General features: G+C 47.6%; 13 protein-coding genes. 4 read left to right on the top strand and 9 right to left on the bottom strand.

The window, feature by feature from the left end; all coding sequences use genetic code 11:
• Positions 1–329: 329 nt before the first annotated feature.
• The 4 genes from mltG to IRJ16_RS05985 form a co-directional block, all read right to left on the bottom strand.
• A complete protein-coding gene (mltG, locus tag IRJ16_RS05970; protein ID WP_194110612.1) occupies positions 330–1367 on the bottom strand; it encodes an endolytic transglycosylase MltG in 1038 nt (345 codons plus the stop codon).
• Between the two features lie 115 nt (positions 1368–1482).
• Positions 1483–2283, bottom strand: coding sequence for a hypothetical protein (locus IRJ16_RS05975; protein WP_194110613.1), 801 nt, complete (start codon positions 2281–2283; stop codon positions 1483–1485).
• A gap of 219 nt (positions 2284–2502) precedes the next feature.
• Positions 2503–3309, bottom strand: a complete 807-nt coding sequence (locus IRJ16_RS05980; RefSeq protein ID WP_194110614.1) for a hypothetical protein — start codon at positions 3307–3309, stop codon at positions 2503–2505.
• A gap of 192 nt (positions 3310–3501) precedes the next feature.
• Complete coding sequence (locus IRJ16_RS05985) at positions 3502–5886, bottom strand: ABC transporter permease (protein WP_194110615.1); 2385 nt, start codon at positions 5884–5886, stop codon at positions 3502–3504.
• A gap of 206 nt (positions 5887–6092) precedes the next feature.
• Between IRJ16_RS05985 and IRJ16_RS05990 the strand changes: the two genes are divergently transcribed.
• Positions 6093–7433 (top strand): glycoside hydrolase family 140 protein, encoded by a 1341-nt coding sequence (locus IRJ16_RS05990; protein ID WP_194110616.1) that lies wholly within the window; start codon positions 6093–6095, stop codon positions 7431–7433.
• Positions 7434–7453: 20 nt separating this feature from the next.
• Here IRJ16_RS05990 and IRJ16_RS05995 read toward each other — a convergent pair whose 3' ends face one another.
• The 3 genes from IRJ16_RS05995 to IRJ16_RS06005 form a co-directional block, all read right to left on the bottom strand.
• Positions 7454–8326, bottom strand: coding sequence for a PfkB family carbohydrate kinase (locus IRJ16_RS05995; RefSeq protein ID WP_194110617.1), 873 nt, complete (start codon positions 8324–8326; stop codon positions 7454–7456).
• Positions 8327–8430: 104 nt separating this feature from the next.
• Positions 8431–9783 carry a type IX secretion system ring subunit PorN/GldN gene (gene porN / locus IRJ16_RS06000; RefSeq protein ID WP_228079897.1) on the bottom strand — a complete coding sequence of 451 codons (1353 nt, stop codon included), beginning with the start codon at positions 9781–9783 and terminating at the stop codon, positions 8431–8433.
• Between the two features lie 81 nt (positions 9784–9864).
• Positions 9865–10401 (bottom strand): lipocalin family protein, encoded by a 537-nt coding sequence (locus IRJ16_RS06005; protein WP_194110618.1) that lies wholly within the window; start codon positions 10399–10401, stop codon positions 9865–9867.
• A gap of 118 nt (positions 10402–10519) precedes the next feature.
• Here IRJ16_RS06005 and IRJ16_RS06010 point away from each other — a divergent pair, with 118 nt between their 5' ends.
• Positions 10520–10747, top strand: a complete 228-nt coding sequence (locus IRJ16_RS06010; protein WP_194110619.1) for a hypothetical protein — start codon at positions 10520–10522, stop codon at positions 10745–10747.
• 155 nt (positions 10748–10902) lie between these two features.
• Here the strand turns inward: IRJ16_RS06010 and IRJ16_RS06015 are convergent, their stop codons facing one another.
• Positions 10903–12306 (bottom strand): MBL fold metallo-hydrolase RNA specificity domain-containing protein, encoded by a 1404-nt coding sequence (locus IRJ16_RS06015; protein ID WP_194110620.1) that lies wholly within the window; start codon positions 12304–12306, stop codon positions 10903–10905.
• A gap of 136 nt (positions 12307–12442) precedes the next feature.
• Between IRJ16_RS06015 and IRJ16_RS06020 the strand changes: the two genes are divergently transcribed.
• Both IRJ16_RS06020 and IRJ16_RS06025 read left to right on the top strand, forming a co-directional pair.
• The gene (locus IRJ16_RS06020) at positions 12443–12811 is read left to right on the top strand and encodes a BlaI/MecI/CopY family transcriptional regulator (RefSeq protein WP_194110621.1); all 369 of its coding nucleotides are present in this window, start codon (positions 12443–12445) and stop codon (positions 12809–12811) included.
• Positions 12812–12817: 6 nt separating this feature from the next.
• On the top strand, positions 12818–14440 hold the full coding sequence (locus IRJ16_RS06025; protein ID WP_194110622.1) for a TonB family protein: 1623 nt from the start codon (positions 12818–12820) through the stop codon (positions 14438–14440).
• A gap of 137 nt (positions 14441–14577) precedes the next feature.
• On the opposite strand, the gene IRJ16_RS06030 is transcribed toward IRJ16_RS06025, so the two are convergent.
• Positions 14578–15540 carry an isopenicillin N synthase family dioxygenase gene (locus tag IRJ16_RS06030; RefSeq protein ID WP_194110623.1) on the bottom strand — a complete coding sequence of 321 codons (963 nt, stop codon included), beginning with the start codon at positions 15538–15540 and terminating at the stop codon, positions 14578–14580.
• Between the last annotated feature and the right edge of the window lie 159 nt (positions 15541–15699).

Below are 15699 nucleotides of genomic sequence, written 5' to 3' on the forward strand. Positions count from 1 at the left end.
TGGGTCATTGCTTCGTCGAGAAAGTTGACAAAGGTTAACATTTTCAAACATTCATAAAATATTAATTATCAAGTAGTTATATAAAAATCATAGTAAATGTTGTAAACCCTGTTTTGGCTGCGGCCGGGACTTTTACACTACCTTATCCCGGCGCGAGTTTAAGGGCAGATATGCGCGTAGGGTTTAGGGTTAACTTGTGCCTTGTCCCGAATAAACTAAGGTCATCCTGAACTTGTTTCAGGACCTCATTACGGAGGTCTTTGTCACGAGGTGAATTTGCACGTGGGGTACTGAAATAAATTTAGTATGACTTGGCCCCGATCGTTTGATCACCTACGCTGCTTCGCCAACCAAGCCTGATAAGCCGCTTTCCCACGCTCAAATTCCGCTTCGGTCGCATAAAACTTGTGCGACTTATCGTTCTTATCTACATTCAGAACGTAATAGATATAATTAGTGGTGGCCGGATAAAGAGCGGCTTTGATGGAACTTTCAGACACTGACGATATTGGTCCGGGAGGTAAACCGACAACCTTGCGGGTATTATAAGGCGAGTTCGACTCCAGGTCGCTTCTGTTGATCACCCCGTCCCAGCGGCCTTCCATCTTGGCTATGTAAACGGCGGTCTGGTCTATCCCCAGTGGCATCCCCTTTTTAAGGCGGTTATAGATCACAGAGGCTACGATGGACCGCTCATCGTCAAACCGCGATTCTGTTTCGATAAGGGATGCTATGGTGATCACCTGATGCGGGGTCAGGTTTAATTTAGCCGCCTGATCTGCGAACTCCGGTTTCCAATGTTTCTTAAACTCCACCACCATTTTCTCGATGATGGCCGGGGTTGTAACAGAGCGCGAAAGATCATACGTGTTCGGGTACATATAGCCTTCAAGGTTCTTGGCCTGCGGGGCTATGTCTTTGATGACGGATACATCCTTCATCAATTCAAGTACCGCATCTTCGCTTCCTGTTTGGTCTTGCGGAAATTGCTTCGCGATCCTTTTAGCGATATCAAAGCGGGTAAAACCTTCGGGGACGGTTAATCTCACTGTGCGTAGTTTGCCATTTTTTAGTTCTGCCAATACTTCAAGCGGTGTGATCGGCGACTTGAATTGGTACTCGCCGGCTTGTATCTCTGTCGCGCCACCGTTAACTTTCAAATAAACCTTCAGCGGAATTTCCGATGACAGGACACCTTCTGACGTAAGCTTCGCGATCACCTGGTTGGGCGAAGATCCGGGCGGGATCGTTATGAACTGGTCGCTCTTATTGTGTGCTTGTGGTCCGTTCAATGACCGATAGGTCCAAAATGTAATGCCGATAACAGCTAATATCACTAAGACGATGAGAACCTTTATAATTTTCATAGTATGGCTTCAATTTAATTCGGGTACGAATATAGACACTAAGGTATAACAAGTTTTTATCTTCTGTCGGCGCGATCTTAAGGACGCGCCGCTGCGTTAGCAGCATATTTTATCATTATTTCCCTACCAACTGATACTCGCCCCACAGATCGGTCGGTGTCCACGATTCGGTGTAGCCCAGAGCTAATCGTGGGTTGGTTACTACAAAGGCAGTTGTCTCGCCATCCGGGCCTGTAGCGACAGACATTCCGGGTGTCTCGTTCTGCGGGATCCCGTTCAGTTTGATATTGTAGTAGAACTTTTGACCTTTTACCGGGCTTAGCCCCAAATTTTTCAGATCGATAGCCAACTCGTAAGTATAAACCATTTTACTATCTATCAGTGATACCGCTTTAATACCATCCTCGTTATAAATAGACACCGTATCTAAGCCCGATATCCCATTTACTTTTATCCATTTCATCTTAGCTACCATACGGTCATTGTTCAGCGCGGCTATCGAGTCTACTTTTCGCGACAATTCTTGGGGGTTTGCAGCCGTTGATGTCTCGCCATCAAGATCAAGTTGAGGCCGGTTCTTTTTGTCAAACATAGGGTAACAGATGGTCATCGCATCCGCATCTAACTTTTTAGAACTTTTATTGACAGAGAACGCCAGTCCCCCGTTCACGATCTTGGTAATGATCTTTCGGTCGGATGCCTGCACGGTAAGGTATAGTCGTTGTTGGTCGTTAGCGACGGTATAAAATATGTTGGTGGCTTTATTGTAAGCGCGGAGAGGCCCCCATTCCGTCGCCTTACCATCTGTTTTAACCTGAGCAGGCGCGTGAATGTTAGCTTTTTGCACCGTCGGTAATTTCTGTGCAGAAACATGCAATACTGTACAGCAAAATATGGATAATAATAAGGTCTTCATTTTGGTTTAAAAAGGTATAAGTTATAGCGAATATAAGGACTTACACGCGAGCATGTAGGTATTACTATCCTTAAAAGACCTACAATTATAAGATCTTAACAAATAAGTGCGAAAATTTAACTATCAATACCGATGGCCTGGCGCAAGTTTAGGTGCTGCAACGTGCGTTGGTTAACTTTTGCCTTATCAGCGTTGGGAGGCTCAAACTTCCGGCAGCATTTAATTGCTCTTGCCCTTTAACTGATACTCCCCCCAAAAGTCTGTAGCGACCGTTGCCGCACTGTATGGTTTGGCAATGTTAGAGTTGATATTGATGCTCAAGATGGTACCATCAGCAGCCTTAGCTACGTTTATGCCCGGTATATCAGCAAATTCCATTGGGTTCAGTTTCACATTGTAAAAAAACTTTGTACCCTTATTGGCATCCATACCCAGGTGTTTTAAAGCGACAGCCATTTCGTAAGTGTAAACCATTTTGTCATCTATCAGCGCGGCCGCTTTAACGCCTTCATCATTGTAGATAGAGACCAGTGTATCCATCCCGCTAACGCCATGCACTTTAATATACTTGGCACTTTTTACCATTTTACCGTTATTGATATTGGTTAAGGAGTCGGCCAATTTTCGTTGCGCATCGGGACTTAATCCATCGGTTACCTGCGCACTTAAGTTTAAAGTTGGGCGCTGGCCCTTTTCAAATGTCGGGTAGGTGATCCTGACCATATCCGGCGTTATTTTTTTCCCCGTCGGGTTAATGGCTAACTGCACACCTCCGTTCATGATCTTGTTGATGATCCTGCGCTCCTTTGCCTGGATGGTCAGGTAAAGGTTCTTGTCATCGTTAGCGATAGTGTAAGATACCTCTGTAGCATTGTTGTAAGCTTGCATGGCGCCCCATTCGGCAGGCTTGCCATCGATCTTAATATTCGATGGCGCGCGCAGGTTCACCTTTTGTACTGATGGTAATTTTTGAGCATTAGCGGTTAAAGCAATACAGGATATCAAAGTGAGAAAAAGAGCTTTCATATGCAGAGAAGGTATCAATATCTCCAAATATAGAGCTTTGAAGGTAAGGGGCTTTCCTTATGTTTCAAACCTGACGGCAACGTTAGCGGAGACCGTCATCCCGAACTTGCTTCGGGAACCCATCATGTAGGTCAAGCCATGTGGCCATACTTTGCATGTGGGGTGCTGAAATAAATTCAACATGACTTGTGTTTACACCTTCAACTTCATCGCAGGGTTAAACCTTACCGCCCTAACGATCTGCAAACAGACAGTAAGCACCACAATACTTACCGAAACTACAAAAGCCACCACAAAAGGCATCGCCGATAAACTCACCCGGTAAGCAAAGGTCTCCAACCATTTTTGCGCAATGAGATACGCCACCGGCCAGGCCACCAAATTAGCCAATAGCACGGTATAAAAGAACGGCTTGCTTAAGGTCACCAGCAACTGATCGGCCCCTGCGCCGAATACTTTGCGGATGGCGATCTCTTTCATCCTAACGCGGATAGCATGCGCCGCCGAGGCAAAGAATCCTAAGGATGCGATGAATACCGCCAATCCCGAGAACCAGATCAGCACGGCCTGTAATTGCTCTTGTTTGATAAAATGCTGACCGTACAGTTCATCTAAAAAGTGGTAGTTGAAATTATCGCCGTCGAGTTTATTAATGTCGCGCCATTGTTTGTCTAAAGTTTTAAGCATGCCCGGGATAGCTTTTTGTTCGGCGCTGATGATGATCTGCGTACGGTTGATGCCGCGTTTATCATATGTGAGGTAGAGGGTCGGTTGGGTCGCCCTTTCAAAACCCTCAGAGCGAACATCTTTCACCACACCGATCACCTTGTAATTACCCCCTGCACCGTTGATGCTCGCCCCGATCACCTGCTTTATGCCCATCGCGCGAGCTGCGGCCTCGTTAATAACCGCCCCGGCCGTATCTACCACAGGGTTGGTAGCAAACAAGCGCCCTTCTTTAACGGCGATATTGAGCGTCGCGAAATACTCCCGATCCACCCCGATGGTATGCATGGCAAAGGCTTTATCCCGAACGGTAAACTCGTGCGTGGCGGGCATGATGCCGCCCGGCACATTAGATGCCACGCTCACATGCTTTACACCATCTATCGCTTTGATACGGTTACGCAGGGCATCGAACTTTTGCGCATCGTTAAATATCATTTGGTTATCTACATAGATCACCTGTTTTGCGCTAAAGCCGGGGTCCTCGGTCTTCATGTAAGTCACCTGTTGGTTAATGACCACCACCATGATGATAAAAATGACCGCGAAGGTAAATTGCAGCATGGTAGCTGAGCCCTTTACCCAGGCAAATTTGCCGGCATTAGTGAACTGATCTCCCCGCAATACAAGCGCAGGTTTAAAGCCAGCCATCACCATAGCCGGGTAGATGCCCGCCAATAAAGTAAGGATAACGAGCGAAGCCAATAATTGCGCCACGATGCTCAGGTTTATGCCCGATATCAACAGGTTGACCCGCAGTAATTGATTGAAATATGGCAAGCCGATAAGCACCACCACAAAAGCGATCAGCAAGGCGATCACGCATTGGATAAATATCTCTAACAAAAATTGGGTCGCGATCTGTCGCTTACCAATGCCGTTCACCTTTTTAATGCCTACCTCTTTAGCGCGTTTGTTGGCTTGCGCTATGTAAAGGATAGTAAAGTTCACGGCCGTCACCACCAAAATAATGATGGCCAAGGCGGTCAACCCTTGCACGATCTGATTGGCCACGTGTGATCCATCATGCGGCCGCAGGTGCAGATCGTCCAGTCGGTCCAGATAGATAGCGGGCGCGTCTGAGCGGTTCAAAACCTGTTTGGCGGCCATGCTGCTATCGGCCAGTACAGCTTCTTTGTAGATCTTGTCTATCTTTTTGAATAGTTGGGCAATGTCGGCATTTGGCTTGACCAGCAAATAGGTACGGTAGATCTGATTAGCATAACTTTGGTCTTTGCCTAAGGTAAGGTCGGGCGAGAAGCCGATACAATCGAACTGAAAATTGGTATTGCCCGGCGCATCGGCAGCGACCCCCGCGACCGGCAACAGCATGCCGGACGTTTTGGACGACATACTCACCGTTTGGTTATGGATCTCGCTTTTCCCCGGGAAAAGGGCCTGCGCTGTAGCCTTAGACAGCAGCACGGTTGGCTGGGCTGCCTTGGGATCCAATGTCGCTCCCTTAGGTTTTATGCCTAATATTTTGGCGATGGAATAGTCGGCACCTACCCAGTTCCGGATCAGGAATTTGCCATTACCGGTAAAGAAGGGTAACTGGAACAAGGCGGTATTGGTACGGCCAACTTCCTCCACCTCGGGGCATTGGCTTTTAATGGCTTCAGCTAATCCACCGGGGGTATAGGGCGACGGTCCATTTGATAATTCTCGACCGACCAGGAATATCCTGTCTACGTTCTTGTTCCAGCGGTCGTAGCTCTTTTCATTATCTACATAAAGCGCCACAAAAATGAATGCCGCCAGTCCCAGTGCCAATCCGGTGATATTGAGCAGGCTATACCATTTACCTTTTAAAAAGGTGCGGAAAGCTATTTTAAGATCGATGTTATTCATTTGCAGACAGATAAATTAGTTGTTCAAGGATCGGCAACGGCTGCATTGCCACACATTTCATGCCAACTAACTAATGTGTTAGTTTTAAGTGTGTTGGTGTTTGCAGGAACGTCCGCATGCGTACGTAAAGCGTACGCTATCAACCATTAGCAAATTAAAAATATATGCATTAGCTTTAATCCTAACCAAGATAAACCATCAGGCCCATGAAAAAGCTATTACTGTGCGCTATTTTGCTAATACTGCATTTTAATTCATCTGCGCAATTTATAGTTAGCGCAGATAAGCACCATGTTTTAAAGGACGGCAAACCCTTTTTTTGGTTGGGCGATACCGCCTGGGAGCTTTTCCACCGATTGGACCGTAACGATGCCGACAGATATCTGAAACGCCGGGCCGAAGAAGGTTTTACCATGATACAAGCCGTAGTATTGGCGGAATTTGACGGATTGAATCAAGCCAACCCCTATGGCGAAAAACCCTTAGATAATAACGACCCGACCAAGCCCAATCCTAAATACTTTGAACATGTGGACTACGTGATCGATAAAGCCGCATCGTTAGGTCTCAATATTGCTTTGCTGCCCACCTGGGGCGATAAGTTGAACAAAGAATGGGGTATTGGACCGGAGATATTTAACGAGCAGAACGCGGCCACTTATGCCACCTGGCTGGTAAAGCGTTATAAAAGCAAAAAGAACCTGGTATGGGTTTTAGGCGGCGACCGCAACCCGAAAAACGCCAAAGAAGTAGCCGTGTGGAACGCCATGGGTAAAGCCATTAAGCAAGCCGATCCAAAAGCCTTCGTCACCTATCATTGTCAGCCTAATCAGTTGGGTTCGGCGCAATGGTTCAATAACGAGAGCTGGTTCGATTTTAATATGTTCCAGAACGGGCATTGCCGCGACTCTCCCATTTACGATAAGATCTTAGCATCGTACAATAGCCAGCCTACGCGCCCGGTGCTGGATGGCGAACCGCTGTACGAGGATCACCCGATATGCTTTAACGCCAAAGATCTGGGTACTTCAAGTCCGTATGATGTACGTAAATATGCCTATCTGGACCTGTTCTCGGGCGCATTCGGGCATACCTATGGCTGCCACGATGTTTGGCAGATGTATAGCCCTAAACATGACCCGATCAACGGTCCGCATAATTATTGGTATGATGCCTTAGACCTGCCCGGTGCTAACCAAATGACGTACTTGAAAAAGCTAATGACATCGCACCCGATATTAGACCGTGTGCCCGACCAGTCCATCATCGAAGAAAATAATAACTCCGCCGCCGAACGTATCCAGGCCACCCGTGGTAAGGATTTCATCTTTATCTACTCGGCATGGGGTAAGCCCTTCACCGTGCTTCCCGGCAAGATCAGCGGCGAACAACTGAACGCCTATTGGTTCAACCCGAGGGATGGCAAAGTGCGTAATATCGGCACGCAACCCAATGTAAAAAAGAAATACACCCCGCCGGATAATGGCTACGGGCATGATTGGGTGCTGGTGCTGGATGCACAGGGGACGAGTTATAAGATAGAATGATCAGCTTAAAAAAGGCGTCATTAGTCCTTTGCTCTCATGAAAGTCAACACGTCATCCTCGGTTCCCGTAAACGCCCCGGGCTTGGCAGTTTTTAACCCTGCCATGGCAGCGGCAAAATTGCCGGCATCGGGGATAGATGCACCTTTTTGGCGTTGGTATAAGTAGCCTGCCATGTAGGTATCACCGCAGCCGGTGGCATCTACTACCTCATTGGGTGCGTAGGCCGGGATATCGAACCAAATGCCGTCAGCATAAATTTGCGAACCCTGGCTGCCATTGGTGATCACTATCTCTTTTACACCCCATTTGGCAAGCAGTTCGGCTCCTTCGGCTACGGTGTCTTTGCCGGATAGGGTGCGCAGTTCGGCAATGTCGGCTTTAACAATGTCCACATATTGCAGGGCTTGTTGCTTTTCGTCCCATTGGGCGGGATAGACTTTATGGTCTATCACCTGCCTTAAGTAACCTTGCACATCCAAACTTACCTTGCCTTTAGTGGCCAGGGTTTGGATCAGTTCGGTAGAGATATCGCCTGCCAGCAACGGTCCTAAGTGAAAATATTGCGCGTCTACAGCATCAAACTGAGGTATCGCGAATTGGTCGGCTGTTTCCAAAACGTTCTGTGTACGGTCGTCTTGGTTCTCGCCGTAAATATTCTCGAAGAATACGGTGTGTTGGCTTTCCTGCACCTTTACCGTGGTGCCCATATCCTCCAGTTGCTTTACATAATGCATCTCGGCAGGGGCAATGGCGGTCGCCAGCAAGTATTGCAACGGCAGTTTACTTACCGCGCACGAAAAATAATACGCCGTCCCACCGGGCATGTAAAGCTCGGAGCGGGTGGTTACTACCTTGTCTGACGTGATGTGGCCTATGCAGCAGATATCGTACATTTTATTGATCCATGGGCGATGGTGCGTTACCCATTTAGAGGGTTGTAATTTATATAAATTATCAACGATGCCGTATTTTCAATTTACAAAAAATTCATGGCGGCTTAATATTGCCACAGGTCCAGCTCCCAGTCCATCAATTGTTTTTTGATGCGCTGGGCCTCGTACAAGCGGTCGATGCCCAGGGTGTAGTCTTTGATGCGTTCATCGGCAGCGTTGGTCTGCTTAATGATATAACCTGCGAATAGTCTTTTTATAAAAGCATCGTCATAACTCAAACCGGTAGCATCGTTACTGGCGTTGGCAATGGGTTTGTTCGCCAATACTTTACGGGCCTCGGGGAAATAGATCCAAAAGGCAGGCGTATAATCCATCCCCGGGGCGTTGCCTTTGGGTTTTATTAATGGAGCGATACCGATAATACGCGGCTCAAAAACCGAGCGCTGCTTATCGAACATCCAATCCTCTTTTATACGGAAACGGACGATGCTATCCGGATCGAACGGGTTGGCCTGCAATTTACTGTCGATGATATTGTTCTCGGCATCGCGTTTGGTCACCAACGCACTGTCGGACAAGCGCACCATTGCCTGCTCCGGTTTAAGGGGTTTATAAAAGGCATCTCCACCCGGATCATCCGGAGTTGGTGTTGGATCGTAGGCGATCAGTCGGCCCTGCATTACGCCTTCCATCAGCGCGTCTATCAGGCGCGACTTTGGCGCGGCCATGTAATTATTGAATTTCTCGCGCAGATCTATCTCCAGCCAAATGCGTTTTTGAAATATCACATCGGCCTCGCGCAGCGGAGCATAAGGCGTAACCTTGGCCGAGTCGACATGGTGCTGTAAGTAATAGCCATCGAGCGGGCGGTCGATCTTTTCTTTACGCAGATACAAGGGCACAGGTCGCTTGTATGCCCGTACTACGTTAAAATTTTTACCCAGTGGGTTGCCGGCCGATATCGGGGCTGCTAACGGCGCTTGGGGTATTGCTACCACCGGCGTGGGTGGTGGTGGCGGCACTGCCTTGGTGATAAAAAACTTACCCGGTGCGCAGTTCGCTTTTACATACTTTTGCCCGTCGTAATAGGTATCGCTGGTCCAGGTGCCTTCAATTTTAAATTCGGCTTTACCCAGATCGGTGCTGATGGTGCCTTTCATTTTTTTAAGGCAGAATTTCACCCCGTTAATGCAGTTACAGCCATTAACGCTGTATTCTTCCAACAGCACGTCACTGCCTTTAATGGTCCCCTTAAATTTCTGCAACACCCAATAATCCCCTGCCTGATAGCGGGCACTGCCCGTAAGACTGTCGCCGGTGTGTTTGATCTCCATGGTTACTTTGTAGGCCAATTCCTTGGTCACGGGCGGCAATTCGCCCTCCCAATGGCCGGACAGGTTTTGCCCGCGACAAAGCGACGTTATGAACACTAATGCGATAAGGACGGCATATCTCATGCTTTCATCTAAGGTTTATCTGATGAAAGTAGTGGTTTATAACCACATATAAAAATGCCGCCCCTTGTTGTAATACTTATTTTACCAGGCCATCCACTCTAACTTGGATATATCAAAACCTATCTCTAAAGCTTTGCTCAAGAAACGGCGGTTGATATCATACGGCACACTTTTCTCTCGCGACAGGATCCACAGGTAGTCTAAATTACTGGTGGATACCAGCGCGTATTTGTAATCCTGATCCACATCCAACACGTTGTAAGCAAAATACACCGGTTTAAAGTACGATACGCGGAGCATGCCCTCGTCCTCAGGACCGGCAAATTTGATGTGGCCGGTGGCCGATATCATGCGTTCCTTTTGGGTATGGTAGGCGCGGGTAACAACTTCTATGGTGCCGTCATCATTAAGGGAATAATCCTCGGTTACGTGGGTCAGGTTCTCTTCTATCCAGCTGGGCATGCGGGCTATCTCGTGCCAAAGGCCCAAATAGCGCATTTTATGAAAAGGCTCTACAACCGTTGCTCCCTTAGGGATATCCCTCGACATTAATTTATAGGTGACCGCGGCAGCGCCTGCGGCGGCTGCCAAAGCATAAAATAATCGCTCTCTTCTCATGTTATAAAAAGGAACAAGGGTGGGATTTTGTTTTGAGGGATGTTCTATGTGATCAGCGGACAACGGTTTATCGGGTATATATTTTGTAGATTTGACTTATAAATAACCAAACCCTACCATGGCCCGCTCTAAACGTAAAACACCGATATTTGGACAGACCACGGCAAGTTCAGAGAAACTGGATAAACGACGTTGGAACCGCGTATTCAGGCGGATCACCAAAACGAAACTTGGTCTCGAAGACGAGACACCTGTAAGAATGGAAGAGGTCTCTAACGTGTGGGATGGCGCTAAGGACGGCAAACATTACTACTCCGGTCATACTTTAAAAGATCTGCGTAAATAGGTGCTGACGTTTAGTCAAACACACCATCTATTTATTTGCTATCCCGGGCGCGTTATTTCCTTTATACCTCAAAAAAGTCCTTTAACAGAGCTGTTTATTTCCATATCAGCCAAAAATTTCTTATCTTTATATCAATACCAAAGGCCTCTAAGTCACTACCTCAATTTCACTTTCTGATGCTGCGATGGTATTTCCACGTTGCTAAATCCTTGTTCTTTTAACCGTTCTGCAAAGCGTTGTTGTATATCGTATTCGCCGTGCACCAAAAATACTTTGCTGACCTTGCTCGCGTCCTGACTGGATAGGAAACGGAGCAGGTCCTCATAGTCGCCGTGTGCGCTCATCGAGCTGATCGACTTTACGTTAGAAACAACATCGTACTTGTCTCCAAAAATGTAAACCTGTTTATCGCCGGCAAGCAGGTGGCCGCCAAGCGAGTTGGGTTCGCAATAGCCAACGATCAGTATAGTGCAGTTAGGGTCGTGAATGTTGTTTTTGATGTGGTGCTTAACACGGCCCGCCTCGGCCATACCCGATGAGGAGATGATCACACATGCTTCCGTTGACGTATTCAGTGCTACCGACTCGGCCGTATCCTCTATAAAACGCAGGCCTTTAAAGCCGAATGGGTCGGCATCCTTCTTCATCACCTCGTGTACATCGCGGTTAAATACCTCGGGATGATCTTTCAAAACTTCGGTAGCCTTGGTGGATAGCGGACTATCTACGTAAACCGGAACATCGGGCAGTTGGCCCTTCAACTCTAACGAGTTAAGCGCGTAAAGTAACTCCTGGGTGCGGCCAACGCTAAAGGCAGGAATGATCACCTTGCCTTTATTTTTAATGCAGGTCTCCTGGATGATATCGCGCAGCGCATCCTCTATCGGCCCAATATCGGCATGCAAGCTATCGCCATAGGTCGATTCCATCAGGATATAGTCCGACTGGCGAAAGTTCTGCGGGCTTTTCAGGATCAGGTCACCGTAACGGCCAACGTCTCCGCTGAAGGTGATGTGGGTATCTTTGCCGTCCTCGGTAACGGTAAGGTGTGTTACCGCGCTGCCTACCACGTGGCCGGCATCGCTAAAGTAAAGTCTTACATCGGGCGTTATCTGGTACTCCTCGTGATATTCGATGGTCTTAAATTGTTTAAGCGCCTGCTCGGCGTCCTGCTCGGTGTATAGCACTTCTATCTCGGGCTGGCCTTTTTTACGGCGGCGTTTATTGGTATAGGCGCTATCCTGCTCCTGTATCTTGGCCGAATCCAGCAGCAGGATACGGGCCAGATCCAACGTTGGCGGTGTGCAATAGATCGGTCCGCTAAAGCCTTCGGCCACCAAACGGGGTATCAACCCGCAATGATCGATATGCGCGTGCGACAGTACCAGGTGTTGGACCTTTTTTGGGTTGAAGCCAAAGTGCTCGTTAAAGTCGGCAGTATGCTCGCCTAAGCCCTGGAACATGCCGCAATCCAGCAAAATGTTGGTGCCGTTATTTAATTGCAATAAGTGTTTGCTGCCGGTAACGTTGCGGGCAGCGCCGTGAAAAGTGATATACATGATCGGTTTATAAGCGGCGGTTGAAATAATTGTTTTAAAACGCAAAATAAATTTGGAAAACTAATCCATTAGTTTTAGCTTTATCATTATTGCGCAAATAGGCCTCATGCAAGATGAGGAAATAAAAACAGATATTATGGAAATTAAAGAGTTGACCCGTGCCGAAGAACAGATAATGCAGGTGCTTTGGCAGTTAAAAGAAGGGTTTGTTAAAGAAGTTATTGACATTTTGCCGGAGCCAAAACCTGCCTACAATACCGTATCTACCATTATCCGCATCCTGGAGACCAAGGGTTTTGTGGACCATAAGGCCTATGGTAAAAGCCACCAGTACTTCCCGATAATTGCCCGCGAGCAATACCAAAACTTTGCGACCGATAAATTATTGAACGGTTATTTTGATAACTCGGTTAAACGCATGTTCTCGTTCTTTGTTCAAAAAGAAAAGATAGACCTTAAAGAGGCCGACGAGATCATGAAACTGATCGAAAAACTTAAAGAATAGTAAATTATGACCTGGTGGCATTATTTGTTGTTGGCTAATGTGTACCTGACACTGTTTTTTGTGTTCTACGCAATGTTTTTGCGTAAGGAAACATTTTTCAATCTTAACCGGGTTTACCTGGTTAGCTCGGCTATATTGTCTTTTTTGATCCCGCTGATACAATCGAGCTGGATCAAAAGCCTTTTTATTACCCACCAGGTACAACAAACCATATTTGAGGTAGGCCCGGCCATGATCAGCACCATCCAGGCCCACGCTACACCGGCCAACCAGATCACCATGGGCCAGGTACTTACCGGCGTTTATTTTGCCGGTATCATTTTCCTTGGCCTGCGCTTTTTTTACCAATTGGCGGTCATTAACTACGCTATAAGCAAGCCACAGGCGGACAGGTCTTTTTCTTTCTTTAACCAGATCAGGATAGAAGAGCAGGATAGCGATAACCTGGCGATCAATGCGCACGAGGAAGTGCACGCCCGCCAATGGCATTCGGTAGATATTTTATTGTTAGAGGCTATTATGATACTCAACTGGTTCAATCCGGTGGTGTATCTGTATCGCAACGCTGTAAAATACATCCACGAGTTTATTGCAGACCGCGATGCCATAGCATCAGGCACTAACAAAGGCGAATATGCCATGCTGTTAGTGAGCCAAACCTTTGTTACGCCGCCGCACAGGCTGATCAATCCTTTCTTTAACAGCAGCTTGTTAAAGCAGCGTTTGCAAATGATGCACAAGAACCGCTCGCACTGGATGATGCTGGTGAAGTACGGTCTGTCGGCCCCGTTGTTCGCGTTGATGCTGGTATTATCATCGGCTACGGTAGATCAAAGCAGAACCATCCAGGCTATAGATAAAACTGCTAACAAAATGTTCGCTACCCCTGCGGTAGAAGGTTTTACCGGCATGTCCGAAGATGACCAGAACGATCTGCGCGCCGTGATCAGGCGCCACGCGGCGGCTGTAAAGCAAGTGGCCGTTAAGTTGCCTGCACCACAGGTTGATGTAAAAGTGGGCGGCCTGATGCAGCAGAATGCCTCGTTCCCGGGTGGAGAGAATGCTTTTTACGAATACCTGTCGGATCATATTAAATACCCTACCCTGGCCCGTCAAAAGAATGTACAAGGCAAAGTGTTCTGCACTTTTATTGTAGAGACAGATGGCAGCATTACCGGCATTAAAGTACTGCGCGGTATCGGCAGCGGCGCCGACGAAGAGGCCGTGCGCGTGTTAGCCACTATGCCTAAATGGGAGCCGGGTGTGCAGAACGGCCACGTGACCAGGCAACGCTACACTGTTCCGTTGAGTTTTAATTTGCTGGAGCGCTCAACCGAGATCAAAGAGAACTTTGCCCACTTTAAAACCCCGGTGGTAAAAGATACCGCCACCCGTATAATAGCCCGTGTGCGCGATACATCGAAAATGGAAGGCAGCTATGCTAAACCGACCGGCGGCGAGAATTATGGCTATGTTGACGGTGTTGTAAAACCCGTTACCGTTAAACGTTTAGATGCTGCTAAAGACAAGCTGATCAAAAACTTCTACAGCGAAAAGCTGACCAGCGGCGTAGTGCTGATGGTGACCAAACACAAACCGTTCTTTGCGACGGAAGAGTTAGGGTTTTAGGAGAGAAGTGCATCCGACTTTACGCTTCCTTATAAAAATGGGTGTCATCCTGAGCCTGTCGAAGGATGGTGCAGAGGGCTTGCCCACCATGGTTCGACGGGCTCACCATGACACCCGTTAAGTGCATTTGTGTTAAATTACTTCTTCAACCCTATCTCTCTCAAACGCTCGTCCAGGTATTCGCCGGCCGTCATATCGCTGAATTGTTTTGGATGTTCAGCATCGATGCAAGACTCCAGGCTGGTCAAGTCCATGTCCGACCTTGGATGCAGGAAGAACGGCACCGAAAAGCGTGAATTTTTCATCAACTCAAGCGGCGGGTTCACCACACGGTGCGTGGTAGATTTTAGCTTGCCGTTAGTCAGGCGTTGCAGCATATCGCCAACGTTCACTACCACATCCTCGCCATGGGCGCTCACCGGGAACCAGGTATTTTCGCGGGTCAGCAGTTCCAGGCCATCTGCGCTGGCACCGATCAATAGGGTGATCAGGTTGATATCTTCGTGAGCGCCGGCACGTACCGCGTCGGCAGGTAACGAGTCAGGGTCTTCGATACCGAAGTAGTGCAGCGTACGCAGGATAGAGTTACCGTTATTAACGTGCTTATCAAAATAGTGCTCATCCAAACCTAAGTAAACTGATATGGCCTGCAACAGGGATTTGCCGGCAGCTTCCAATTTGCTGTAAACCTCAAAGGTCACGTCGTTAAATTCAGGCAATTCGTCAACCAATACATTATCCGGGTACTGATCTTTTACAGCATCGCCGTCTGTAACGGTTTGGCCTATTTGCCAAAACTCTTTCAGGTCGGGTACTTTAAATCCTTTGGCGGTCTCTTTGCCTTTACCGGTATAACCACGCTGGCCGGCCAGTTCGGGTATTTCGTATTTTTGTTTTACAGCATCTGGTAAAGCGAATAACTTTTGTACCTGGGTGTAAAGGTTATCTATCAGTTCCTTACTCAGACCGTGATTGGTGATGGTGACAAAGCCAGTGGTATTAAAGGCATCGCCAATGGCATCAGAGAAAGCTTTGCGCTGCTCGGGCGTGCCATGTATGTAAGTATCAAGATCTAAACGGGGGATGTGTACTGTACTCATACTTTTTAAGTTTAAAAAGTAAATTTATCTATTTAATGTTTTAGTGCGGCATGGGTGTGGAAAACTATTAACATTCCGGCGAGGCGCTTGGCGCAAGGGTATTTCGTTATAAGGGCATTATAAACAAAAAGAGCCCCAATAAAATTGGAGCTCTTCAAT

Origin of the sequence: Mucilaginibacter myungsuensis (genome assembly GCF_015222005.1) — a bacterium.
Classification (GTDB): domain Bacteria; phylum Bacteroidota; class Bacteroidia; order Sphingobacteriales; family Sphingobacteriaceae; genus Mucilaginibacter; species Mucilaginibacter myungsuensis.